The organism is Agrobacterium sp. V1 (genome assembly GCF_030518355.1).
Taxonomy (GTDB): domain Bacteria; phylum Pseudomonadota; class Alphaproteobacteria; order Rhizobiales; family Rhizobiaceae; genus Agrobacterium; species Agrobacterium cucumeris.
The window spans coordinates 1245479-1269677 of sequence record NZ_JAULSF010000001.1 but is presented as its reverse complement, the minus strand read 5'-3'; the positions used below and the strand labels follow the sequence as shown (position 1 = coordinate 1269677).

Sequence of the window (24199 nt, the reverse complement as noted above, 5' to 3'; positions counted from 1 at the left end):
TGATTTGACAAAAAAATGACATGGGCGGCCAGAAGGCTTGGAAAACAAGGATTCTTGTTTCGTAACAAATGGTTAAAGCGTCTGAGTATTGCTGTTTTCGAGGCCTTTCGCTCGGGAGGCAGCACAAGTGATGACGACTCAGCACGATTGTTGGCTGGATTGGAACCCTACCGTGACGCAGTCATGAGGGAGAACACGTTTACCGTCATCCTTGCCCTTGAGGCGAGGGATCCACTCTTCAGCCGCCCATGGATCCTCGCCTCAAGGGCGAGGATGATGGGGTGTGTGGCGAATTGTCCCTGCAACAAAAAACGGGGCCGAAACGGCCCCGTTCGATGATGCATTGATGGTAAAAGGTCTCAGTGCAAAATCTGGCTGAGGAACAGACGTGTACGTTCGTGCTGCGGATTGTCGAAGAATTCGGCGGGCGAATTCTGTTCGACGATCTGGCCCTGATCCATGAAGATGACGCGGTTGGCGACCTGGCGGGCGAAACCCATTTCGTGGGTCACGCACAGCATCGTCATGCCGTCTTCGGCAAGGCCCACCATGGTGTCGAGCACTTCTTTCACCATTTCCGGATCGAGCGCCGAGGTCGGCTCGTCGAACAGCATGATCTTCGGCTTCATGCACAGCGAGCGGGCAATCGCCACGCGCTGCTGCTGGCCGCCGGAAAGCTGGCCCGGGTATTTGTGGGCCTGCTCGGGGATCTTCACGCGCTTCAGATAGTGCATCGCCACTTCTTCGGCTTCCTTCTTGGGCATCTTGCGAACCCAGATCGGTGCCAGCGTGCAGTTTTCGAGGATGGTCAGATGCGGGAAGAGGTTGAAGTGCTGGAACACCATGCCAACTTCACGACGGACTTCATCGATCTTCTTCAGGTCGTTGGTCAGTTCGATGCCATCCACCTGGATCGAACCGGACTGATGTTCTTCCAGCCGGTTGATGCAGCGGATCATGGTCGATTTTCCCGATCCCGAAGGACCGGCGATGACAATGCGCTCGCCCTTCATCACTTTCAGGTTGATGTCGCGCAGCACGTGGAAATCGCCATACCACTTGTTCATGCCGGTGATTTCAATTGCCACGTCCGTTGTCGAGACGGCCAGTTTTTTTGCTTGGTTTTCTGCCATTTTGAGCGTCCCTTATCGTTTATGCCCGGTGTCGAGGTGCCGTTCCATGAACAGCGAATAACGCGACATGCCGAAGCAGAATATCCAGAATACGAAGCCTGCGAAAATATATCCAGTCATGGCGGTGACGGGTGTCGCCCAGTTCGCATCCGATTGGTTGAGTGTGACAATGCCGAGCAGGTCGAACATGCCGATGATCGAGACCAGCGACGTGTCCTTGAACAGCCCGATGAAGGTGTTGACGATGCCCGGAATGACCAGCTTCAGCGCCTGCGGCAGCACGATCAGCCGTGTTTTCTGCCAGTAGTTCAACCCGAGCGAATCCGCCCCTTCATATTGTCCCTTCGGAATGGCCTGCAGGCCGCCGCGGATCACCTCCGCCATATAGGCCGAGGAGAACAGCGAGACACCGACCAGTGCGCGCAGGAATTTGTCGAAGGTCCAGCCGTCAGGCAGGAACAGCGGCAGCATGATGCTGGCGAAGAACAGCACGGTGATCAGCGGAATGCCTCTGATGACTTCGATGAAGAGCACGCAGAGCATCTTGATGACCGGCATGTTCGACCGGCGGCCGAGCGCCAGAAGAATGCCGAAGGGCAGGGATACCGTTATTCCGAAGAATGACAGGATCAACGTGACCATCAGGCCGCCCCAGAGCTGTGTTTCTACCTTCGGCAGGCCGAAGACGCCGCCGATGAGCAGAAAAAACGCAATGAAGGGCAGGATGATGAACAGCACCAGAGCGTTGAGGCGCTTGAACGGCGCTTTCGGGATGAGCATCGGTATCAGCAGGATGGCGAACGTCACCATCACGAGAATGGGACGCCAGCGTTCATCAAGCGGATAACGGCCAAAGACGAATTGTCCGAGCTTGGCCGAGACGAACGCCCAGCATGCCCCGGACTGACCGTCCGGAAGCGCGCCGCCCTGCGAGGCGGTTAGGCAGGCGATACGATCGCTGCCGGTCCATACGGCATCGATGAACAGCCACTTCACCACCGGTGGCAGAATATAAGCCAGAAAGGCGATGGCGAGAACCGTGAGAATGGTGTCCTTCGGTGTGGCGAAAAGTTTGGTGCGCAGCCAGTGGCTGAAACCAACGGCACTGGAAGGGGCGGGTTTCGCCTCTTCGATGGTGTGTCGCACGAATGCGGGATTGCTTGATGTCATCGATTATCTCTCCACCAGCGCCATTTTCGCGTTGAACCAGTTCATGACCACGGCCGTGAGCAGGGACAGCGAGAGATAGATGACCAGCCAGATCGCGACGACTTCGACTGCCTGACCCGTCTGGTTGAGGATCGTGCCGCCGACGGAGACGATATCGGCAAAGCCGACCGCGACCGCAAGCGAGGAGTTTTTGGTCAGGTTGAGATACTGGCTCGTCAGCGGCGGGATGATGATGCGCATCGCCTGCGGCACGACGATCAGACGTGTCGTCGTGCTGGAGCGAAGCCCCAGTGCTTCCGCAGCTTCCGTCTGGCCCTTCGCCACGGCCTTGATGCCGCCGCGAACGATTTCGGCGATGAAGGAGGCTGTGTAGAAGGACAGCGCAAGAAACAGCGACATGAATTCAGGTGCGACGACTGCGCCGCCCGACAGGTTGAACCGCCCGGCAATCGGGAAGTCGAATGTCAGCGGTGAGCCGAGCGCCAGAAATGTCACGGCGGGAAGGCCGATGAGGAGGATGGTAAGGGTGATCCCGGTGCGAAACTGCTTGCCGGTCTGCTCCTGTCTGGCCTTCGCCCAGCGATAGACAAAAAAGCTGATGACGATGGCGACCAGGAAGGAAAGCGGTATCAACCACGTGCCGTCTCCCCAAAGCGGCTTCGGAAAAAAGAAGCCGCGATTGTTGAGGTAGCTTCCGAGCGGAAGCTCCAGCGAATCGCGCGCCTGCGGCAGGACGGAGATAACCCCCTTGTACCAGAAGAAGAGAACAAGCAGCGGCGGGAGGTTGCGGAAGATTTCCACATAGGCCTGCGCCAGCTTGGCGATGAGCCAGTTGTTGGACAGCCGCGCGATACCGACTAGGAATCCGATGATCGAGGCGGCGATGATGCCGAAAAATGCAACCTGAAGCGTGTTGAGAATACCAACGAGCAATGCCCGGCCATAGGTCGCGTCGCTGGTATAAGCGATCAGCGACTGGCCGATATCGAAACCGGCGCGTCCATTGAGGAAGCCGAAGCCGGATGAAATGTTTGACCGTTGAAGATTGGTGATCGTATTCGTCACGATGATCCAGACGAAGGCGGTCAGGATGACGACTGTCAGGACCTGATAGAAAATTCCGCGTATGCGTGGATCGTTGATAAGTGACGACGCGCTTTGCGCGCGCGATCGTTGCGAACTGACCGCGTTGCCTGCCATAGGCACCTTTCCCTTTTATATGCTCTTTGCGAGCTTATTTATATAATTTTAAATGGAGGCCGGGCGTTGCCCAGCCTCCTGTCATGATCTAGCCGATGATGGGGTCGATCAACGGACCGGCGGTGCGTATTGCAGGCCGCCCTTGGTCCAAAGCGCGTTCTGGCCACGCTCGATCTTCAGCGGCGAGCCCGCACCGACGTTGCGGTCGAAGACTTCGCCGTAGTTACCCACCAGCTTGACGATGTTGTAGGCCCAGTCGTTGGTTACGCCGAGGTCGGTACCGATCTTGGTGCCTTCTTCGGTGCCGAGCAGACGCTTGATATCCGGATTGGCGCTGGACTTCTGCTCATCGACGTTCTTGGAGGTGATGCCCAGTTCTTCGGCATTGACCATGGCGTAGTGAACCCAGGTCACGATGTCGAACCACTGGTCGTCACCCTGTCGAACGGCCGGTCCAAGCGGCTCCTTGGAGATGACTTCCGGAAGAACGATGTTGTCGTCCGGGTTCTTCAGCTTCAGGCGGATGGCATAAAGGCCGGACTGGTCGGTGGTGTAGACGTCGCAACGGCCCGAATCATAGGCGGAGGTTGCGTCGGCTTCCTTTTCGAAGACGACCGGGTTGTACTGCAGATTGTTGGTCTTGAAATAGTCGGCGAGATTGAGCTCGGTGGTCGTGCCGGTCTGAACGCAGACGGCGGCGCCGGAAAGCTCAAGCGCGGACTTCACGTTGAGGCCCTTCTTGGCGATGAAGCCCTGGCCGTCATAATAGTTGACGGTACGGAAGTTGAAGCCGAGCGACGTGTCGCGGCTGATCGTCCAGGTGGTGTTACGGGTCAGAACGTCGACTTCGCCGGACTGGAGAGCCGGAAAGCGGTCCTTGCTCGAAAGAGCGACAAACTTCGCCTTGGAAGGGTCACCGAAAACCGCTGTGGCAATACCACGGCAATAGTCCACGTCGATGCCGGACCATTCGCCCTTGTCATCGGGATTGGAAAATCCCGGAATGCCGGCGCTTACGCCGCAGGTGACGAAACCTTTTCCCTTCACGTCCTGAAGCGTCGCAGCCGAAGCGACCGAGGCTCCTCCCAAAACTGCTGCGCCGATAGCGGCTGACAGAATTGCCTTTTTCATTTTTCCCAACCTTTGTTTGTTATCGTCAATAGCAAGGGGACCGGCATGTTTGTTTTACCCCAGCTCCCCCCTCGGCGAGATCTTTTCGATCCGCTTTTTCTATCACAATCGCAATTGGCAGCGGGGTCAAGACATGCCGGCGATAATTGTGCCTATAAAACGGAATTTTCGGAATTTTGGTCGGGAAGTGTGCAAAGGGTGAAAATATAAGCATATTTTTGCGGAAATTTGCACTTGCACGATTTTTGTATACTTCTTGTATGCTGTTTTACGATGGATCAATCGAGCCATCCCGCGTCGCCTTACGGGGCTTGACCTTGCCCCTGGCTCTCAGCATTGTCGCACGCGTCAATATTCTTCGAAAGCTGATCTGAAATGACCAAGACAAATGACCTGCTTTCCACCGCAGGTGTGAATACGCGCCTGACCCATGGCGGCAACGATCCCGCGGACTGTTTCGGTTTCGTCAATCCGCCCATCGTGCGCGGCTCGACCGTGCTTTTTCCCGACGCGGAAACGCTTTCGACTGAAAACCAGAAATACACCTATGGCACCCATGGCACGCCGACGACGGACGCGCTGTGCAACCTCGTCAACGAGCTGGAAGGTTCGTTCGGAACTATCCTCGTGCCGTCGGGCCTTGCGGCGATCACCGTGCCGTTCCTTGCCTATCTCGGTGCGGGCGATCATGCGCTTGTCGTCGATTCCGTCTATTTCCCCACACGCCGCTTCTGCAACACGATGCTGAAGAAACTCGGCGTGGAGATCGAATATTACGATCCGGCGATCGGGGCCGGCATCGAGGCACTGATCCGGCCGAATACAAAACTCGTGCATCTGGAAGCGCCGGGGTCCAACACGTTCGAGATTCAGGATGTCCGGGTAATCACGGAGATCGCCCACGGGCATGACTGCGTGGTCACGATGGACAATACCTGGGCGACACCGCTCTATTTCAAGCCGCTTGATTTCGGCGTCGATATTTCCATTCACGCCGCCACCAAATATCCCTCGGGGCATTCCGATGTGCTGATGGGCTTCGTCTCGGCCAATGAAAAGCACTGGAAAGCGCTTTATCAGGCCAATACCAATCTCGGCATCTGCGTTACCTCCGATGACGCCTACCAGATCCTGCGCGGCATGCGCACCATGGGCATCAGGCTGGAACACCATCAGAAAAGCGCGCTCGATATTGCCCAGTGGCTGGAAGGCCGTGACGATGTCGTGCGTGTTCTGCATCCGGCCTTGCCGAGCTTTGTCGGGCATGAAATGTGGAAGCGCGATTTCAAGGGCGCGAGCGGCGTGTTCTCCTTTGTCTTGAAGGCGGAAGAGGGCAAATACAAACAGGCGGCGTCGGCCTTCCTCGATGCCTTGACCTTCTTCGGGCTTGGCTATTCCTGGGGCGGATACGAATCGCTTGCGGTTTCCGTGTCGCTCATCGACAGGACCATTGCGAAGGGGCCTTCGGAGGGACCGGTCATCCGCCTGCAGATCGGGCTTGAAGACATAGCCGATCTGAAAAAGGACCTCGAAGTCGGCTTCGCAGCCGCGGCTGGGGTCTAATCAGCACCCAGTTGCTCAGCCCTTTGCGTGATAGTCGTAGAGCCAGTCGAAATCGCCAAGGAAGGCCTCTGAGGGACGTGTGGAAAATACGAAGTCCCTGGCAATACGAACCGGGCCTTTTGCGTGATAGGCAAAACGATTGAGAGAGGCCCGCTTGCGGGCCTTTTCTATTCGCGGCAGGCGCAGAGCCTCAAAGGCGGCAAGGGCTTGCGGCACGGGCAGGGAGGCTGCGCCACCGCTGCCTGCCATTGTTCCCGCAAGTTCAAATGCATCCTCTATTGCCATGGCGGCCCCCTGTGCCGCGAAAGGCATCATGGCGTGGGCCGCGTCGCCGATCAGTACCGTGTCGCGGCCATTGTGCCAGCGTCCGGGGCCGGCCTGATAGAGCGGCCAGAAGGTGGGGTTCTCAGCCTTTTCCAGCAGCCGCAGCAGATCAGGGCTCCAGCCGCGAAACTGCTCGAGCAGCATGGTTTTCTGCCGTCCACTCGATTCGGCCCGCCATGTGGCGCCGGGATCGGCGCCAAGCGCGATTGCGACGATGTTGAAACCGCCGACTTCCTTCAGCGGATAGGCGACGATATGGCCGCCCGAGCCGAGATAGGCCGTGACGGCGCTTTTATTGATGGCCGGTGGAACGTCGTTTTCGCTGACGGTGAAGCGCCAGGCGATATTGCCGGAAAAGGTGGCTGTCGGCGCGGAAGGCACGGCAAAGCGGGCCGCCGACCAGACGCCGTCGGCACCAACGATCAGATCGTGATCGCGAAAGGTGGTTGCGGCGATGACATCGACTGTCGCGTTTTCGATGCGCTTGCCGAGATGCAGCCGGCAGAGCGGATTATCCTTGACCGCATTCAGAAGTGCGCTTTGCAGCGTCGAACGATGCAGCACGCCATAGGGTGCGCCCCAGCGGGTGCGGGCCACCGCGCCCATTGGCAGCGACAATAGCGTGGCCAGTGACTTGCCGGAGGCGAGATCGACGCTGACCGGTTCGGTCCAGCGCGCCTCGATCTCGGGCAGCACACCGAGTTCGGCGAGAATGCGGGCGGCGTTGGGGGAGAGCTGCAGGCCGGCACCGACCTCCGTCAGCTCGCCTGCCTGCTCGATGATGTCACAGTCGATACCGTGCCGGGCAAAGGAAAGGGCAGCGGTGAGACCGGCGATGCCGGCACCGACAATGGCTACGGATTTTATGGGCATGATGCGGCCCGATCAGCAAAAGTGGAGGTCAGGCGGCCTTCACATGGAAGACGCAACCCGGAGGATTGGTCTGCTCGGCCTTCAGCGACGGATTGTAGCGGAAAAGGGTGGAGCAGTAGGAACAGACCTTCTCGTTGTCGTCGCCCATGTCGATGAAGATATGCGGGTGATCGTAAGGCACGGAAGCGCCGGTGCACATGAATTCCTTGACGCCGATCTCGATTACGCTGTGTCCGCCATCGTTCTGGAAGTGGGGAATGGAATGCCCGGCCATGTTCGTCTCCAAATGCAATATCGTTATCGAGCCGCAATCCATCGTCGCGCAGCGGCTCTTCGTTGCGGATATGTAGCCTCAAACGCATTGCATCTCCATAAAAATCGTCAGGAAAACATGTTCAATCTTGTGCTTTCCTGCCATATGGTCCGGCAAAAAGGATGTCCTTGATGAATCTCAACGTGCCGCAATTTTCAGATTTTTCCCATGACGGCCTGCGCCTTGCTTATTTCGACGAGGGCGATCCGGCGGGTGATCCGGTTTTGCTGATCCACGGCTTTGCCTCCAGCGCCAATGTCAACTGGGTGCATCCCGGCTGGCTGAAGACGCTGGGCGATGCGGGTTACCGGGTGATCGCCATCGATAATCGCGGCCATGGCGCAAGCGACAAGCCGCACGATTCTGAAGCCTATTATCCGCCGGTGATGGCCGGGGACGCGGTGGCGCTGCTCAATCATCTCGGCATCGCGGAAGCGCATGTGATGGGTTACTCCATGGGTGCGCGGATTTCGGCCTTCCTCGCCATGGCCCATCCGGAGCGTGTGCGTTCGCTGGTCTTCGGCGGGCTCGGCATCGGCATGGTAGAAGGCGTGGGCGACTGGGATCCGATCGCCGAGGCGCTTCTTGCGCCCTCGCTCGATGTCGTCACCCATGAGCGCGGCCGCATGTTCCGGGCCTTTGCCGACCAGACGAAGAGCGACCGGCTGGCGCTTGCCGCCTGTATCGAAACGTCGCGGGTTCTCGTCACGCCTGAACAGGCGGCAAAGATCGATGCGCCGACATTGATTGCGGTCGGAACGAATGACGATATTGCCGGATCGGGCGCGGAACTTGCCGCGATCATGCCGCATGCGCGGGCAATCGACATTCCCGGCCGTGACCATATGCTGGCCGTTGGCGACCGGGTGTTCAAGGCGGCTGTGCTGGAATTTTACCGCTCGCTTTGATCCGGAGCATTTCCGGGAAAGCGGAACCGGTTTTCCGTGCGGAAATGCTCGAGGCGGCAAGAAACGGTTTTTCATGCTGCATGAAGAAAAACTGAAGCTTTGCCGTCTTTAAAGTCGTCATTCGAATCCCATTTCTTATGCACGTCTTTTTCTGTATAAAGAACGACCACTGCAAACGAGGAGACCGTTCATGGTCGCACGTACCGAGGCCCGTCAGCCCGAACAGCTGGCGATCGTCGATCCGATCTGGGGCAGCCTGCTGCATGAAGCGCGTAGCGCCGCAGCTCAGGACCCGCTGCTTTCCGCTTTTCTTTATTCGACGATCCTCAATCACCGGTCTCTCGAAGAATGTGTGATCTATCGTATCTGCGAACTCCTCGATCATCCCGATATGCAGGCCGTGCTTCTGCGCCAGACCTTTCAGGACATGCTGGATGACTGGCCGGAATGGGGCAGCGTGCTGCGCGTCGATATTCAGGCCGTTTACGACCGCGACCCGGCCTGCACGCGTTTCATGGAGCCGCTGCTTTATTTCAAGGGCTTCCACGCCATCCAGACCCATCGCCTCGCGCACTGGCTGCTTGCGAAGGGCCGACGGGATTTTGCGTTTTACCTGCAAAGCCGCTCATCGAGCATCTTCCAGACGGATATCAACCCCGCCGCACGCATCGGCAAGGGCATCTTCCTCGACCATGCCACCGGACTGGTGGTTGGTGAAACCGCCGTTATCGGTGACAACGTTTCCATCCTGCATGGCGTGACGCTTGGCGGCACCGGCAAGGAGGGGGCAGATCGCCATCCGAAGATCGCCAATGGCGTGATGATCGGGGCAGGCGCCAAAATCCTCGGCAATATCGAGATCGGCAGCTGCTCGCGCATTGCCGCCGGTTCGGTGGTGTTGAAACCGGTTCCGCCGAAGACCACCGTGGCCGGTGTGCCGGCGCGCGTGGTAGGAGAGGCAGGGTGTTCGGAACCCTCGCGTCTGATGGACCAGGTTATCGGGGCCGATATTTGACAGGTCGTGAATATTGCGCTCGTCCGTGTGGAAGACATGGATGATGCGCCGCTTTCACTTTACTTTGGCCTTTGTCCCATGCCAAAAGCGGCCAACCCGAACCGCACAGGAGAATACTGGTGAAAGCCGACGAAATCAAAAAACTCGACGCCTATTTCAAGCGCACCTTCAACGAGAAGATGATTGTCAAGGCGCGTCCGCGCAAAGACGATTCCGCCGAAGTGTATCTTGGCGAAGAGTTTCTCGGCGTCGTCTACATCGATGACGAAGACGGCGACCGCTCGTACAACTTCTCCATGGCGATCCTCGACGTCGATCTGTGATCGTCACCTTCAGGTGATATATTCAGCAATCATAGTCGCCCGCGGTATCACACCGCGGGCGATTTGTTTTAGCGCTGGGTGATCTTCATCATCAGCCGGTCCTGCGGCCGCAATGTCACCCGCATCAGCGGCTCCGCCGCAGTCGTGGACCTGTTTTCGAGATGGAGGGTCTGCAGAAGAACGGCAAGGATCGCCACGGCCTCCATCATGGCAAAGGCATTGCCGATGCAGACGCGCGGGCCGGCGCCGAAGGGCATATAGGCATAACGGTGGCGGGTCTTGACCCTGTCGGGCTCGAAACGGGACGGGTCGAAGCGTTCGGGTTCATCCCACAATGCGGCGTGTCGGTGCACGGCATAGATCGGCACATAAAGAACCGTTCCGGCCGCAATATCATGCTCTCCGAGCCTGAAATCCTGCAGCGCCGTGCGCGTGATGACCGGGGCAGGCGGGTAAAGCCGCATCGCCTCCGAAAACACCTGTCTCGTATAGGTGAGATTGGCGATATGTTCGGCCGCGACAGGCTCGCCGCCGGTGACGGCCTCAATCTCCTCGACAACTTTTCTTTCCGTTTCCCTGTTCTGCGACAGAAGGTGGAAGGTCCAGGCTAGGCCGAGTGCCGTCGTTTCATGGCCGGCGGTGATGAAGGTCAGAAGATTGTCGATGATTTCCTCATCGCTCATCATGCGTCCGGTCTCCGGGTCTTTGGCTTCCAGCAGCATGGAGACGAGATCGGTTCGGTCGGTGGGGTTTTGCCGCCGGCCGGCGATCACCGTTGCAAGGCTGGCGCGCAGATAATCCACGGCGGCGCGGGATTTGCGCCGGCCGGGATGGGGCAGCCATTCCGGTGCGCCCAGCATCGCGAGCGCGAAGGTCCAGCCCGTCGGCTTCAGATAATCGGTGATGCTCTGTTCGACACGCGCGATATCGATGCCGTATCCGCCGGACATCATGGTTTCGACGATGATGTCGAAGGTGGTGCGCATCATTTCATGGCCGATATCGATGTCGCCGATTGAAGGGGAGCGCCAGCGCGCTTGCGTGCGCCGCGCCGTCTCGATCATGGCCGGCAGCAATTCCAGCAGCTTTTCATGCCGGAAGGCGGCCGCGACGGATTGCCTTTGCCATTTCCAGTGGTCGCCATCGGCGGTCAGCAGACCCTGCCCAAGCGCGGGCCCGAGCACCCGGCGGACATCTTCGCCCTTGCCAAGCAGATTGGCATTCTTGACCAGAGCTTCGTGGATCAGCACGGGATCGGCGAGATGAACGCGCATCGTGCCGCCCAGCCGGGTGAAGACGGCGGGTTGGCTGAAAATATCCGGCGGCAAGGCTTTTAACGGGTTACGGACAAGCGAGATTGCAAGACGCGCCGTGGCCAGTTTTGACAGGGGCGCCGCCCCGGTCTTATCCATGGGCGGGGTGTGAAGGCCGGTTCCGATCATCGACAGCTCCTTATTCGCGTTTGAACAATGGGGTTTTGCTGTTAAGGTGCATACCTTATTTTAGGTATTTAAGGTGTATGCCTTAGGTTTCAATGGCGGGACAGGATTTTGATGAAGAGCAATGAGCCGGAGCGACCACGCAGAGCACGTACGCGCGACAGAATTCTGGACGCCGCCCTCGAACTGTTCAACGGGCGCGGGCCTGATCGCGTAACGACGGCGGAGATCGCCCTTGCGGTCGATATTAACGAGGGCAATCTTTATTATCATTTCCGCACCAAGGAAGCGCTGGTTCTCGCGCTGTTTGCGCGGTTCGAAGCCGATGCGATGATGCTGGTCACAACCGTTGACGGGGCAGACGAGGGGGCGGCGGCCACCTATGCCGGTTTTCTTCGGCAATGGTTCTCGCTGGTGTGGAATTACCGCTTTCTGTTTCGCGATCTGGTCGGCTTGATCGCGCTGGCACCCTCACTGGTGGAGCCGGTGAGAACCATAAGCGCCGCAATGCGACTGGCAGTTGGCGACATTGTCGGCCGCATGCAGAAAGCGGGTCTGGTGACTATTCCCGAGAGCGAGCGCGACGCGGTTTTGACCAATCTATGGATCGTCTCGACCTATTGGGCGGCCTATCTCAATCTGCAGGAAGGCGTCAGCGAATTCGGGCAGCAGCAGCTGGATTGGGGGCTGCAGCAGGTCTCCAGCCTGTTCAGGCCTTATCTTTCCGCTGAGGCGGTGGCCGAGCTTGAAGCGCTTGCCGAGAGCGAAGCCTAATATCTCCGGCCGGAGACATGCCTGGCCATGCAAAAACGCCCGCGACGGGATGTGTCGCGGGCGTTCTATTATTCTTGCCTGTTGATCGAGGCGTCAGGCCGCTTTCAACAGATCACCGTGCGGGTCGAGCACGAACTTGGTTGCCGCGCCCTGATCAAAGCTTTCATAACCCTGCACGGCATCGTCGAGCGCGATGATCTTGGCATTGACGATGTCGGCGATGGGCAGGCGGTCATGCAGGATCGCCTGCATGAGCTGGCGGTTATATTTCAACACTGGCGTCTGGCCGGTGTGGAAGGATTGCGCCTTGGCCCAACCGAGGCCGAAACGCAGCGACAGGGCGCCCTGTTTCGCCGCATTGTCAACCGCGCCGGGATCCTCGGTGACGTAGAGGCCGGGAATGCCGATGGAGCCGGCGGCGCGGGTGATTTCCATCATCTGGTTGAGAACGATGGCCGGCTGTTCGCCGCCGGAATGGCCGCGTGCCTCGAAACCGACGGCGTCGATGGCGCTGTCGACCTCGTTGGTGCCGACGATCTCGGCAATCATGTCGCCCAGGCGGTCACCCTTGGAAAGATCGACGGGCTCGAAACCGACGCGGGCGGCGTGGGCGAGGCGATCCTTGTTGAAATCACCGACCATGACGACGGCTGCACCCAGAATGCGGGCGGAGGCGGCTGCGGCAAGACCGACCGGGCCGGCGCCCGCGACATAGACCGTGGAACCGACACCGACGCCCGCCTTGACGGCGCCGTGGAAGCCGGTCGGCAGGATATCTGACAGCATGGTGAGGTCGCGGATCTTCGACATCGCCTTGTCGCGATCGGGGAATTTCAGAAGGTTGAAATCGGCATAGGGGATGGTGACATAACGGGCCTGTCCGCCAATCCAGCCACCCATATCGACGTAACCGTAGGCGCCACCGGCGCGTGACGGGTTCACCGTCAGGCAGACGCCGGTATCCTGCGACTTGCAACAACGGCAACGGCCGCAGGCAACGTTGAACGGCACCGAAACGATGTCGCCGATTTCGAGCATTTCGACATCGACGCCTTTTTCGATGACTTCGCCGGTAATTTCATGGCCAAGGACGAGACCCGGCATGGCGGTGGTGCGGCCGCGCACCATATGCTGGTCGGAGCCGCAGATGTTGGTGGAAATCACCTTGAGAATAACGCCGTGTTCGATACGGCGGCCATCCGGTGCCTCAAGCTTGGGGTCGTCGATGTCGCGGACCTCGACCTGTCCGGGCTTCAGGTAAACGACGCCTCTGTTCCTGCTCATATCCATCTCCTCCTCGGGTTGAACGCCAATGCCGGCCCGCTCCTCCGCGGACAGGATATCGTCGAAATACGCGCCTGAACCGATGTCCGGTTCGAGCGGAATTTTTCGGCGAAGGGATGGAAAGGGGAATGGTCATATGTCCATAAAGGACGCAGCCTGCCTCCGATCACCGCCCGCCGCAGCCACCGGCATTTCGCCGGTGTTCCGACTGTTCCGCCTTGAAATTCAAAGCGGAACCGGATGGCTGCAGCAAACCATGCGGGACGCGGCTTGTCGTTCGGAAATACGACACGCTTTGTGGCCGTAACGACACCGGCTTTCGCCAGCCGTCACTGTCGCGTTATCGGTCGATGGATTTCCTCAAGCGGCCGGCGGCGTCCTGAATATATTGCCAGGCAACGCGGCCAGAGCGGCCGCCGCGGGTGGTTGCCCATTCCAGCGCTTCGTGATGCAGGGTTTCGCGGTCCACACCCAGATCGAAGTGTTCGGCATAGCTGTCGATCATCGTCAGATAGTCTTCCTGGCCGCATTTATGGAAGCCGAGCCACAGGCCGAAGCGATCGGACAGGGAGACTTTTTCTTCGACTGCTTCCGACGGGTTGATGGCGGTCGATTGTTCGTTTTCCATCATGTGGCGTGGCAGCAGATGGCGGCGGTTGGAGGTCGCATAGAAGAGCACATTATCCGGCCGCCCTTCGATACCACCATCGAGCGCCGCCTTCAGCGATTTGTAGGCCGTGTCGTCGTGATCGAAAGAGAGGTCGTCGCAGAACAGGATGACGCGCTGATCCGAGGTTTTCAGTATGTCGAGCAAAGCGGGCAGGGTGTGGATATCCTCACGGTGCACTTCCACCAGTTTCAGGGGAACGCCGCTTGCGGTGCGCACATCTTCGTGAACCGCCTTGACCAGCGAGGACTTGCCCATGCCGCGCGCGCCCCACAAGAGCACGTTGTTGGCAGGAAAACCATCGGCGAAACGCAGGGTGTTTTCATGCAGGATGTCACGCACATGATCGACGCCGCGAATGAGTTTGAGTGCGATGCGGTTGGGGCGGGGGACCGGCTGCAAAAAGGAGTTGACCGGCGACCAGACGAAACAATCGGCTGCATTCCAGTCGTTTACCGCGGGGGCCGGGCCGGCCAGCCGCTCCACGGCAACGTTCAGCCGGCGCAGTTCGGCAAGAAGCAGGGTGGCCGTTTCTTCTCGAATCATGGTGTTTCTTCCGCTTGTCTGGTGTTCAAAACTCTGTTTTGCGACCGGCCTAGCATGGCGTTTCCGGCCCATAAAGGTTAAGAGGTCCGGAATCGGTACGGCGTGGGCCTTGCATCTGTTGCAATCCCGGCGTTCCCCACTATATTCCGGCGGCTTGAAAGCTGGGGCGGCATACGAGGTCGTGCCGTAATCGTTGAGGAGTTTTATATGTTCATTAGTCAAGCTTTTGCCCAGGACGCAACGGGCGGCGCATCGGCCTTCGGTTCCGGCCTGGAAATGCTTTTCCTGTTTGCGCCCCTTATGGTCGTCTGGTACTTTTTCCTCATCCGCCCGCAGCGCGCGCAGATGAAGAAGCGCCAGGAAACACTGACCAGCATTCGCCGTGGCGATCAGGTCGTTCTTGGTGGCGGCATCGTTGGCAAGGTGACCAAGGTCATTGACGACAATGAACTCGAAGTCGAAATCGCCGAAGGCGTGAAAATCCGCGCTGCCCGCGCTTATATCGCCGAAGTGCGTGTGAAGGGTGAAGTGGTCAAGACGGAAGCCGCTTCCTGATCCTGCCGGATAACCGGACGCCCGATTGCGAATTTTGACGGGTTGCGCTGTCCGCGCAACCCCAACCCTGACCGAGATCGAAATGCTTCATTTTTCCCGTTGGAAAACAGTCTTCATCTGGCTGCTTGTGCTGGCAAGCGTCTTTATCGCCTCTCCTAACCTGTTTTCGGAAAAACAGCTGGAGAGCATGCCTGCCTGGTACAAGGACAACAAGGTAACGCTCGGTCTCGACCTTCAGGGCGGCTCGCACATCATGCTCAAGATCGAGCGTTCCGACATTGTCAAGGAACGGCTTGAGACGATTGTCGGCGATGTGCGCACGCAGCTTCGCGACGCCAATATCCGCTATTCCGGGCTTGCCGGTAACGGCCAGCAGATTCAGGTTCGCATCAGCGATCCCGCCCAGCTGGAAGCCGCCAAGACGGCGCTTCGCGATCTGACGCAGCCGGTTTCCGCCGGAACGCTGGTCGGCGGCTCCATCACCGAAGTGACGATGAGCGACGGTGGCGACAACCTGCTGCGGCTCAACCTCACCGACGAAGGCGTTGATTACCGCCTGTCATCGGCCGTATCGCAGTCGATTGAAGTCGTGCGCCGCCGCGTCGACGAAGTCGGCACCACCGAGCCGCTCATTCAGCGTCAGGGTTCCGACCGCATCATCGTGCAGGTGCCGGGCCTTCAGGATCCGCAGCGCCTGAAATCGCTTCTCAACCAGACGGCAAAGCTGTCCTTCCGCATGGTGGACACCACCATGCCGGTGCAGGAAGCGATGAATGGCCGTCCGCCCGCTACCTCCGAAGTTCTCTATTCGCAGGACGATCCGCCGGTTCCTTATCTGGTGGAGCGCCGTGCTCTCGTTTCCGGCGACAACCTCGTGGATTCGCAGGCGAGCTTCAATCAGCAGACCAACGAGCCGGTCGTCACCTTCCGCTTCGACAGCCGCGGCGCGCAGCGCTTTGCGCAGGCGACGCAGCAGAATGTCGGCAAGCCTTTCGCCATCGTGCTGGATAACCAGGTCATTTCCGCACCTGTCATCCGCGAGCCGATCATCGGCGGTTCGGGACAGATTTCCGGTAACTTCTCGGTGCAGGGTGCAAACGACCTCGCGGTTCTGCTGCGTGCCGGCGCACTTCCGGCCACGCTGACCGTCGTTGAAGAACGCACCGTCGGCCCGAGCCTTGGTAACGACTCCATCACCGCCGGCCTGACGGCAAGCGCCATCGGCGCCGTCGGCGTTCTCATCTTCATGTTCGTCTTCTACGGCTTCTTCGGCCTGCTGGCGAATATCGCCCTTGTCGTCAACGTCGTGATGCTGCTGGCGGTCCTCAGTGTGATCGGATCAACGCTGACATTGCCAGGTATCGCCGGTATCGTTCTGACGATCGGTATGGCGGTGGATTCCAACGTTCTGATCTATGAGCGAATACGCGAAGAGGTGAAAAGCGGCAAACCGCTGATCCAGTCATTGGATAACGGCTTCACCCGCGCCTTTGCGACCATTATCGACGCCAACCTGACGACGCTGATCGTGGCGAGCGTGCTGTTCTACATGGGCACCGGTCCGGTCAAGGGTTTTGCGGTGACGCTGGCTGTCGGTATCATCACCACCGTCTTTACCGCCTATACGCTGACGGCGTGGATGTTCGGCTACTGGGTTCGCCGCAGCCGTCCGAAACACCTGCCGAAGGGTGTCCGCACCGCCATGTTCGATGGCCGCGACATTCCCTTCATGCGTTATCGTCGCGTGGTGTTCATGATCACCGGCGCCATCATGCTGGCCTGCATCGGCGGTTTCGTTGGCAAGGGCCTGAACCTCGGCATCGACTTCCAGGGCGGTTCGGTCATCGAAGTGCGCGCCAAGCAGGGTGAGGCAGATCTCGCAGAAATCCGCGATCGTCTGAACCAGCTGAACCTTGGTGAAATCCAGGCGCAGAACTTCGGTACGCCGCAGGATGTTCTCATCCGCATTCAGGCGCAGGAAGGCGGCGAGAATGCCGAACAGTCCGCCATCACCATGGTGCGTGGCGAGCTTGAGGACAAATACGATTTCCGCCGCGTTGAAGTCGTCGGTCCGGCCGTGTCGGGTGACCTTACCTTCACCTCGACGATCGGCATCCTGCTCGCGATGACGGCGATCATGGTCTATATCTGGGTTCGCTTCGAATGGCAGTTCGCGCTCGGTGCGGTCATCTCGATGGTGCACGACGTGGTCTTCACCATAGGCCTCTTCGTCTTCCTTGGGCTTGAATTCAACCTGACGAGTATCGCGGCGATCCTGACGATCATCGGTTATTCGCTGAACGATACCGTCGTCATCTATGACCGTATCCGCGAAAACCTCCGGCGTTACAAAAAGATGCCGCTGTCGATGGTCATCGACGTGTCGCTGAACCAGACGCTGTCGCGTACGATCCTTACCGGTCTGACCGTGCTTCTGGCATTGCTCGCGCTTTACCTCTTCGGTGGCGAGGTTATTCGCTCCTTCACCTTCGCCATGCTGTTCGGTGTCGGTATCGGCGTGTTCTCCTCGCTCTATATTGCCGCGCCCGTGCTGATCGCCTTCAAGCTGCGTCCCGATAACAAGGATGCGGAAGACGAGAAGGATGAAAAGCCCGGCAATGCCATCGGCGGCAAGCCTGCCGTCTGATGGCCGGCGGGATAGAAATACGCCCGGCCCATTTTCCCGGCCGGGCGCCCATCGATGCCTATGGCAATGGCGGTTTCCGTTTTGCCGAGATGTCGCATCGCGGCTCGCTTCTGCTTCTGCCGTCCGGCATTCATGGCTGGGAGCCGGTCGATGCGAAAGAGTTGACCATCGGGCATTTCGAAAAGGTTCTGGCGGAAGCGCAAGACATCGAGGTGCTGTTGATCGGTACGGGTGACGGCATGCGTGTTCTGCCGAAGGAACTGCGCGCGGCCTTCAAGGAAGCGGGCATTTCGGTCGACCCGATGAGCACGGGTGCTGCCGTGCGCACCTATAATATCATGCTTTCGGAATCGCGCGCCGTCGCTGCGGCGCTGATTGCCGTCGAAGGCTGACAGGACGTTTCGCGCGGGGAACCATGGCACCCACAGAAAATCTCGACGTCTGCCTCGCGACGCTGCGCGACACCGATCGTGACCGCTATCTCGCCTGTCTTCTGTCGCCTGCCGATAAACGCAATTCTCTGGCGGCGCTTTACGCTTTTAATGCCGAGATCGCCCGTATTCGCGATTCCGTGCGTGAGGCGCTGCCTGGCGAAGTGCGCATGCAATGGTGGCGGGATCTGCTTGAGGGCAATGCGCATGGCGACAGTCTGTCCCATCCCGTTGCTGCGGCTCTCTTGACCGCTATCGAGCAATATCGTCTGCCGCGCCCGGTGCTGGCCAATATGATTGAGGCGCGTATTTTCGATCTCTATGACGATCTGTTCGAGGATCGAAACGCGCTTGAAGGTTATGCCGGGGAGACCGCCTCGGCGCTGATCCAGCTGGCGAGCCTCGTGCTCTCGGCGGAAGACGCGACCGCAAGTGCGGAGGCGGCCGGACATGCGGGCGTCGCGCAGGCCATGGCCGGCATTCTGCTGCTGATGCCGCTGCATCGCCGTCGCGGACAGGTCTATATTCCCGCCGATATGCTCGCGGCCGCCGGGCTCGATCGCGAGACCTTTCTTGAAGGCGATGACCGACAACGCATCGGCATCGCCATAGAGCTATTTGCCGCCCATGCGCTCGATCATCTGGAAAAGGCAAGACGCGCGAAAATCCCAAGGTCCGTCTTTGCCGCCTATCTGCCCGTTGCCCTGTCCGGACCGGTCATCCTCGCTGCAAGAAAGGCCGGGGTGGGCGTGTTCGAGGGCGAGTTGCAGCTCTCGCAGCTTCGCCGGCAATGGGCTCTTGCAAAGGCATCGTTCCTGAAGCGGTTCTGATTTTCCATCCGTCCCGGGTCTTCGGACAAGCCACACTTCACACAAGCCTCGATCTCTATGAAGCTGAATCAGGTTCGCGTCGTTTCGATTCGCGAGTCGTGATGTTTCAGTGCTGAGGGAGCGTCCCCGATGAATATGGCGATCTGGATTATCGTCTTCGTGCTGCTGTCGGTCTTTGCCGTTTATGCCTGGCGCATGACGCGGGCAACGGATGAGGACAACAGCCATGATGTGGGGCAGGCGATCATGGATTTCGCCCGGGCTTTTCCCAATGAGGCGATCCGAAGCCTGCATATGACGGTGGATGGCGGTGCGGCCTTCGTGCGGCTGCACGACAACAAGGCCGGCTTCATGCGCAATATGGGATCGCACTATGTCTGCGTGATGATCGACCCTGAGCGGATCAGGGTCGAGAGCCTGGAAAGCGGCGACGGCTTTGTCGTCACCTTCTTTGACATGCCGAAATATAGCGGCTCATATCGCTTCAAATCCGCCGGTGAAGCGGCCGAGGTTTCCCTCTGGCTGCTTGGCAGCCTCGTGGAGGCGCAGGATCATCACGACGAAGGACCGCTGTCCTCGGGCACTTGAACGCGGGCTTGGCGTCTCATTGCCCGTCAAGCGGCGGGGTGGCATGCGCCTGCTTGCTTTCCCGCCAGATGATGAACAGGCCGGATGCGACGATGATGAGGATGCCGAGCCATTTTGACGGCGTCGGGAAGTCCGAAAACAGCGCATAACCGAGAACCGTCGCCGAGATGATCTCGAAATACTGGAACGGCGCCAGAAGCGATAGCGGCGCGAGCCTAAAAGCCCTGACGATCAGCAGGTGCATGTAGCCGGATATCGATCCCAACAGGATGAGCAGGACAAGCGCAAAGCCGGATTGCGGAAGCGACATGGTGAAATCCTTGTCGCCCAGCGCATCGCCGGCCAGAAGCACCACACCCATGAATATCGTGCCGGCAATGCCGGACATGGTCTGCATGACAAGCGGGCTGTCGGCGTCACCAATGGCACGGTTCAGGAACAGGTAAAGCGTATATAGAAAGGCGCAAGCGACCGGCAGCAGTGAAGTCCAGCCGAAGATTTCGAAACTCGGCTGAATGACGATCAGCGCGCCGCCGAAACCGACGACGATCGCCGTCCAGCGCTTCCAGCCGACTTTGTCACCCAGGAAGAGGGCCGACATCATCGTCAGCATGAAGGGCTCGACGAAATAGATGGCAAAGACATCGGCAAGCGGCATGTATTTGACGGCGGCGAAGAACATCAGGCTGGCCGAGGCATGCAGCACGCCACGCAGGCAGTTCATCCACGGCCGTTTGGCGCTGAACAGGGCTTTCGGCGAGACCAGGAGCAACAGCGGCAGGGTGCACACCACCTGAAAGAAGAAGCGGTAAAAGGTCACCTGCGCCGGCGACATGCCGCCGCTGACCGCCATGTATTTGGCAATCGCATCCATGACCGGCAGCACGAACATGCAGCCCGCCATGATGGTCATGCCCTTGGCGACATCGCTGAAACCGGTCTGGCTGGTCATGGTTCGGGCTGCGCTTTCGACCGGAAGGTCCAATGAGGAAGGGGACGCCCACAAGGCCGCCCCTCTCAGGATCAGGCGGCTTTCTGGCGTGGCAGGCTCTTCATATCAATGACGAAACGATAACGCACATCGCTTTTTATCATGCGTTCATAAGCGTCATTGATCTGACCGATATCGATCATTTCGATTTCGGCGGCTATGCCTTTTTCGGCGCAGAAATCCAGCATTTCCTGTGTTTCCGGAATGCCGCCGATCATCGAACCGGCAAAGGTCTTGCGGCCGGGGATAAGGCTGAAGGCGTGAACGGAGAGCGGCTTTTCCGGCGCGCCGACCTGCACCAGGGCGCCATCGCGCTTCAGCAGTGCAAGATAAGAATCGATGTCGTGATCGGCCGCAACCGCGTCGATGATGAGATCGAGGCTGGAAGCGGCTTTCTTCATCTGTTCGGCGTCGCGCGAAACGATAACCTCGTGGGCACCCAGCTTCTTTGCGTCTTCCGCCTTGCCGGGCGAGGTGGTGATCATCACCACCGTTGCGCCCATGGCGTTGGCGATCTTGACGGCCATGTGGCCAAGACCGCCGAGACCAACGACGCCGACACGTTTGCCGGGGCCGGCATTCCAGTGTCGTAGCGGGGAATAGGTGGTTATCCCGGCGCAGAGCAGGGGTGCCGCGGCTGCCGGATCGAGCCCTTCTGGAATATTGAGCACGTAGCGGTCATCCACCACCACATGGGCGGAATAACCACCCAGCGTATGCGCGCCGCCGCCCATGGCCTTGTCAGGCGAGTTATAGGTGCCGGTCATGCCATTTTCGCAATATTGTTCGAGCCCCTCGGTGCAGCTTGCGCATTCACGACAGCTATCGACGATACAGCCGACGCCGACCCGGTCGCCTGCCTTGAACTTCGTGACGTCCGAACCCAGCCGGGCGACGCGGCCGATGATTTCATGGCCGGGAACGCAGGGGTAGAGAGACCCCGGCCATTCGCTGCGGGCCGTGTGGATATCCGAGTGGCAGACGCCACAGAATTCAATCTCGATTTCGACATCGCGGGGACCTGGATCGCGACGTTTGATCGTCGCGAGCTTCATCGGTGAAGAACCGTCATCGCAGGCATAAGCGGACGTTGTGAACATGGTCGTTCCTCCTCTTGTGGTGATCGATGCATCAAACACCGGCCTGCGACAAAGGTTGCGGTGGGATTAGCCGCCTGCGCCGGTTTCGGGCGCTGCCGGTCCGAAAACCTCCTCGAAGGCCTCACGCAGCAGAACGTCGACATCGCCGATCATAACCGGCAATCCGAGATCGACAAGGCTGGTGACGCCATAGGCGCTGATGCCGCAGGGAACGATGCCGGAGAAATGCCCGAGGTCAGGGTCGACATTGATCGATAGCCCGTGGAAGCTCACCCATTTGCGCAGCCTGATGCCGAGGGCGGCGATCTTGTCCTCGGCCATGCCGCCGCCCGGCAGTAACGGTTTTTCAGGCCGCCTGACCCAGACGCCGACCCGATCTTCGCGCCGCTCGCCGCGAACATTCATCTTGTCCAGCGTGCGGATGATCACGTCTTCCAGCGCCGCCACATAGGCGCGGACATCCTGCCGGCGTCGTTTCAGGTCCAGCATGACGTAAACGACCCGCTGCCCCGGGCCATGATAGGTATATTCGCCGCCACGACCGGTGGCGAATACGGGAAAACGGTCCGGCTCGATGAGATCGGCGGCATCGGCGCTGGTGCCGGCGGTATAAAGCGGCGGATGCTCCAGAAGCCAGACAAGTTCGTCCGCCTCGCCGCTGGCGATGGCTGCAACTTCGCGCTCCATTTCCTCGATCGCCTGTCCGTAAGGGACGAGACCTTCCGAGATTCGCCAGCGAACGGGCGGCGAACCGGCGAGGGGGAACATATTTGTCTCGATATCCGTGCGTGTGAGCATGAAAAAGTCCTTTCCACAGCCTTCTCGCAAAATGGCGACAAGGCGGCAACCCCAGCATTTCCGGGCTTCCTGCATATAGGGTGGGTCGGGGCGATTTTTAATTTCAAAAAACTGTCACGACGCTCTTGTGCACCGAAAATCCTTTTGCTACATGCACCCCCGTCGGCGCAAGTTGACATCTACCACGATGCGGTCGTGGCGGAATTGGTAGACGCGCAGCGTTGAGGTCGCTGTGGGGCAACCCGTGGAAGTTCGAGTCTTCTCGACCGCACCAAAGAAACCCGCTTCGGCGGGTTTTTTCTTTTTTAGCCAATTGGTTAGCTTCACGTCCTGCGAAACAGCGAGGTCCGTCGGCGCGCGTTGCGGGCACCCCTAGCAGCATGAATGTTTTTCTTTCAGCCACCTCGTGCTATAATCTGGAGGCGGCAAAACATGGAATTGCCGCCGTCCGGATCGAATGAATGGGACGGTCTTAGCGTCGGTTTCGCTGTCCGTCGCCGACACGGTAGGGGTCGCCATCCATGACCTGATCCATCCGCCACTCATTTCCACGATATGGGCTGTGCCACGTCTGGCAACCGGTAAGAACGACGGTCACCGTCAGCAATCCAAAAGTAAGAGCGGTCCGCAGCATATTCACCTCCTTCGAAATATCATCGAAAGGCTATTTAGGTGCAGGCAGTTGGCTTTGCGATGTCTATTCAGGATTTATCGTGGGTTTGAGAACGATATATGGATTCACTCATTATAAAATTTCGGTGGATATCGATGCACGCTGCAGTAGCTGGGCGGTTACCCCTACAAAAACGAGGGGTGGAATATTAGAGGTCTGGTGTTAGCTTTTGTCAGAAAAAAATGTCCGGGGGTTTTCGTGCTGGGAGACAAGACGGATTCGGACGATGCGCTCGGTTATTACATGTGGAGCATTTCCGATAACAGGCTGATCATGGATGCGGTGACTGCGGAATGCCACGGTTTTTCCGAACCGGCGGCGTCGCGCGGGGTTACGATCGAAGAAGTCCTTGAAAAAATTGATGTGGAAATGCGTGATCGGGTGGCCCAGGCCATTTTCGACAGCATAACCACTGGTGTGTTCTTCGATCAGCGTTACAAGGTCAATTTGCCAGATGGTTCAGTCCGCTGGATTTTGGCGAAGGGCAGGGCGATTTTTGATGCCGACAATACGCCGTTTCTGGGTATTGGCAGCGTTCGGGATATTACGCTCAAGAAACCCTATCAGTTCGAGCCTCGACAGTAGGTCGAGAGTCTCCAACAAAAAGAGGCGGCTTTCGCCGCCTTTTTCCGTTCGCGCTTCACCGGGACATCAGAAGACCGCGAGATATTTCAGCAGTGAAATAATGCCGATGATGATGACGATGATCTGCGCGATCTGTTTCGCGCCGCCGCCGACTGGCAGTCGTGCGATGAGCCACAATACGAGCACGATCACCAGGAAGGTGATCAGAATGCTGACGAGCGTAGATGTAACCATATGTCCCAGCTCCCTGTAAAATAAAGGTTTCAACGGTCGTTCACCGTTGTGTGAGTAAAAAGCGCCAGATAGATTTTTGTTCCATGCGTTCAGTTGCACGCGAT

At 58.7% G+C, this 24199-nt stretch carries 25 protein-coding genes and 1 tRNA gene; 12 read left to right on the top strand and 14 right to left on the bottom strand.

Annotation, left to right across the window (positions count from 1 at the left end; translation table 11 throughout):
- Nucleotides 1-359 precede the first annotated feature (359 nt).
- The 4 genes from QSV77_RS06165 to QSV77_RS06150 form a co-directional block, all read right to left on the bottom strand.
- Nucleotides 360-1133: an amino acid ABC transporter ATP-binding protein gene (locus tag QSV77_RS06165; protein ID WP_046800084.1), complete on the bottom strand. Its 774-nt coding sequence runs from the start codon at nt 1131-1133 to the stop codon at nt 360-362.
- A 12-nt stretch (nt 1134-1145) separates the two neighbouring features.
- Nucleotides 1146-2303, bottom strand: a complete 1158-nt coding sequence (locus QSV77_RS06160; protein ID WP_142839816.1) for an amino acid ABC transporter permease — start codon at nt 2301-2303, stop codon at nt 1146-1148.
- Between the two features lie 3 nt (nt 2304-2306).
- Nucleotides 2307-3503 (bottom strand): amino acid ABC transporter permease, encoded by a 1197-nt coding sequence (locus QSV77_RS06155; protein WP_269699627.1) that lies wholly within the window; start codon nt 3501-3503, stop codon nt 2307-2309.
- Nucleotides 3504-3611: 108 nt separating this feature from the next.
- Entirely contained in the window at nt 3612-4634 is a 1023-nt protein-coding gene (locus QSV77_RS06150; protein ID WP_161991193.1) for an amino acid ABC transporter substrate-binding protein, read from the bottom strand.
- Between the two features lie 375 nt (nt 4635-5009).
- On the opposite strand from QSV77_RS06150, the gene QSV77_RS06145 reads away from it, so the two are divergent.
- Nucleotides 5010-6197, top strand: a complete 1188-nt coding sequence (locus QSV77_RS06145) for a cystathionine beta-lyase (RefSeq protein WP_302732848.1) — start codon at nt 5010-5012, stop codon at nt 6195-6197.
- A gap of 15 nt (nt 6198-6212) precedes the next feature.
- Here QSV77_RS06145 and QSV77_RS06140 read toward each other — a convergent pair whose 3' ends face one another.
- Together QSV77_RS06140 and QSV77_RS06135 are read right to left on the bottom strand one after the other, a co-directional pair.
- Nucleotides 6213-7394: an FAD-dependent monooxygenase gene (locus QSV77_RS06140; protein WP_302732847.1), complete on the bottom strand. Its 1182-nt coding sequence runs from the start codon at nt 7392-7394 to the stop codon at nt 6213-6215.
- Nucleotides 7395-7422: 28 nt separating this feature from the next.
- Nucleotides 7423-7668 carry a zinc-finger domain-containing protein gene (locus QSV77_RS06135; protein WP_046800090.1) on the bottom strand — a complete coding sequence of 82 codons (246 nt, stop codon included), beginning with the start codon at nt 7666-7668 and terminating at the stop codon, nt 7423-7425.
- A gap of 170 nt (nt 7669-7838) precedes the next feature.
- On the opposite strand from QSV77_RS06135, the gene QSV77_RS06130 reads away from it, so the two are divergent.
- From QSV77_RS06130 to QSV77_RS06120, 3 genes are all read left to right on the top strand, one after another.
- Entirely contained in the window at nt 7839-8615 is a 777-nt protein-coding gene (locus tag QSV77_RS06130; protein WP_302732846.1) for an alpha/beta fold hydrolase, read from the top strand.
- A gap of 190 nt (nt 8616-8805) precedes the next feature.
- Nucleotides 8806-9630: a serine O-acetyltransferase gene (gene cysE / locus QSV77_RS06125; protein ID WP_046800091.1), complete on the top strand. Its 825-nt coding sequence runs from the start codon at nt 8806-8808 to the stop codon at nt 9628-9630.
- 119 nt (nt 9631-9749) lie between these two features.
- Nucleotides 9750-9953, top strand: a complete 204-nt coding sequence (locus tag QSV77_RS06120; RefSeq protein WP_003502851.1) for a DUF3126 family protein — start codon at nt 9750-9752, stop codon at nt 9951-9953.
- 68 nt (nt 9954-10021) lie between these two features.
- Here QSV77_RS06120 and QSV77_RS06115 read toward each other — a convergent pair whose 3' ends face one another.
- Nucleotides 10022-11395, bottom strand: coding sequence for a cytochrome P450 (locus QSV77_RS06115; RefSeq protein ID WP_302732845.1), 1374 nt, complete (start codon nt 11393-11395; stop codon nt 10022-10024).
- A gap of 111 nt (nt 11396-11506) precedes the next feature.
- Here QSV77_RS06115 and QSV77_RS06110 point away from each other — a divergent pair, with 111 nt between their 5' ends.
- Nucleotides 11507-12166 carry a TetR/AcrR family transcriptional regulator gene (locus tag QSV77_RS06110; protein WP_271361265.1) on the top strand — a complete coding sequence of 220 codons (660 nt, stop codon included), beginning with the start codon at nt 11507-11509 and terminating at the stop codon, nt 12164-12166.
- Between the two features lie 93 nt (nt 12167-12259).
- Here the strand turns inward: QSV77_RS06110 and fdhA are convergent, their stop codons facing one another.
- Together fdhA and QSV77_RS06100 are read right to left on the bottom strand one after the other, a co-directional pair.
- The gene (fdhA, locus tag QSV77_RS06105; RefSeq protein WP_046800115.1) at nt 12260-13450 is read right to left on the bottom strand and encodes a formaldehyde dehydrogenase, glutathione-independent; all 1191 of its coding nucleotides are present in this window, start codon (nt 13448-13450) and stop codon (nt 12260-12262) included.
- 340 nt (nt 13451-13790) lie between these two features.
- Entirely contained in the window at nt 13791-14663 is an 873-nt protein-coding gene (locus QSV77_RS06100; RefSeq protein WP_142839809.1) for an ATP-binding protein, read from the bottom strand.
- Nucleotides 14664-14870: 207 nt separating this feature from the next.
- Here QSV77_RS06100 and yajC point away from each other — a divergent pair, with 207 nt between their 5' ends.
- From yajC to QSV77_RS06075, 5 genes are all read left to right on the top strand, one after another.
- Nucleotides 14871-15218, top strand: a complete 348-nt coding sequence (yajC, locus tag QSV77_RS06095; RefSeq protein WP_003495911.1) for a preprotein translocase subunit YajC — start codon at nt 14871-14873, stop codon at nt 15216-15218.
- An 82-nt stretch (nt 15219-15300) separates the two neighbouring features.
- Nucleotides 15301-17865 carry a protein translocase subunit SecDF gene (gene secDF, locus QSV77_RS06090; RefSeq protein WP_142839808.1) on the top strand — a complete coding sequence of 855 codons (2565 nt, stop codon included), beginning with the start codon at nt 15301-15303 and terminating at the stop codon, nt 17863-17865.
- Nucleotides 17865-18257, top strand: a complete 393-nt coding sequence (locus QSV77_RS06085) for an Mth938-like domain-containing protein (protein ID WP_269699620.1) — start codon at nt 17865-17867, stop codon at nt 18255-18257. The genes secDF and QSV77_RS06085 overlap by 1 nt, the downstream gene beginning before the upstream one ends.
- 23 nt (nt 18258-18280) lie before the next feature.
- The gene (locus QSV77_RS06080; protein ID WP_302732844.1) at nt 18281-19126 is read left to right on the top strand and encodes a phytoene/squalene synthase family protein; all 846 of its coding nucleotides are present in this window, start codon (nt 18281-18283) and stop codon (nt 19124-19126) included.
- 129 nt (nt 19127-19255) lie between these two features.
- The gene (locus QSV77_RS06075) at nt 19256-19714 is read left to right on the top strand and encodes a hypothetical protein (RefSeq protein ID WP_302732843.1); all 459 of its coding nucleotides are present in this window, start codon (nt 19256-19258) and stop codon (nt 19712-19714) included.
- Nucleotides 19715-19730: 16 nt separating this feature from the next.
- Here QSV77_RS06075 and QSV77_RS06070 read toward each other — a convergent pair whose 3' ends face one another.
- The 3 genes from QSV77_RS06070 to lipB form a co-directional block, all read right to left on the bottom strand.
- Nucleotides 19731-20666 (bottom strand): DMT family transporter, encoded by a 936-nt coding sequence (locus QSV77_RS06070; RefSeq protein ID WP_269699618.1) that lies wholly within the window; start codon nt 20664-20666, stop codon nt 19731-19733.
- 71 nt (nt 20667-20737) lie between these two features.
- Nucleotides 20738-21805, bottom strand: coding sequence for an NAD(P)-dependent alcohol dehydrogenase (locus QSV77_RS06065; protein ID WP_302732842.1), 1068 nt, complete (start codon nt 21803-21805; stop codon nt 20738-20740).
- A gap of 66 nt (nt 21806-21871) precedes the next feature.
- A complete protein-coding gene (lipB, locus tag QSV77_RS06060) occupies nt 21872-22603 on the bottom strand; it encodes a lipoyl(octanoyl) transferase LipB (protein WP_142839804.1) in 732 nt (243 codons plus the stop codon).
- 189 nt (nt 22604-22792) lie between these two features.
- On the opposite strand from lipB, the gene QSV77_RS06055 reads away from it, so the two are divergent.
- A tRNA-Leu gene (locus QSV77_RS06055) sits at nt 22793-22877 on the top strand.
- A 198-nt stretch (nt 22878-23075) separates the two neighbouring features.
- On the opposite strand, the gene QSV77_RS06050 is transcribed toward QSV77_RS06055, so the two are convergent.
- Nucleotides 23076-23237, bottom strand: coding sequence for a hypothetical protein (locus QSV77_RS06050; protein WP_149897567.1), 162 nt, complete (start codon nt 23235-23237; stop codon nt 23076-23078).
- 198 nt (nt 23238-23435) lie between these two features.
- Between QSV77_RS06050 and QSV77_RS06045 the strand changes: the two genes are divergently transcribed.
- The gene (locus QSV77_RS06045; RefSeq protein ID WP_142839802.1) at nt 23436-23861 is read left to right on the top strand and encodes a PAS domain-containing protein; all 426 of its coding nucleotides are present in this window, start codon (nt 23436-23438) and stop codon (nt 23859-23861) included.
- 66 nt (nt 23862-23927) lie between these two features.
- On the opposite strand, the gene QSV77_RS06040 is transcribed toward QSV77_RS06045, so the two are convergent.
- Nucleotides 23928-24095, bottom strand: a complete 168-nt coding sequence (locus tag QSV77_RS06040) for a Thivi_2564 family membrane protein (protein ID WP_003495928.1) — start codon at nt 24093-24095, stop codon at nt 23928-23930.
- Nucleotides 24096-24199 lie beyond the last annotated feature (104 nt).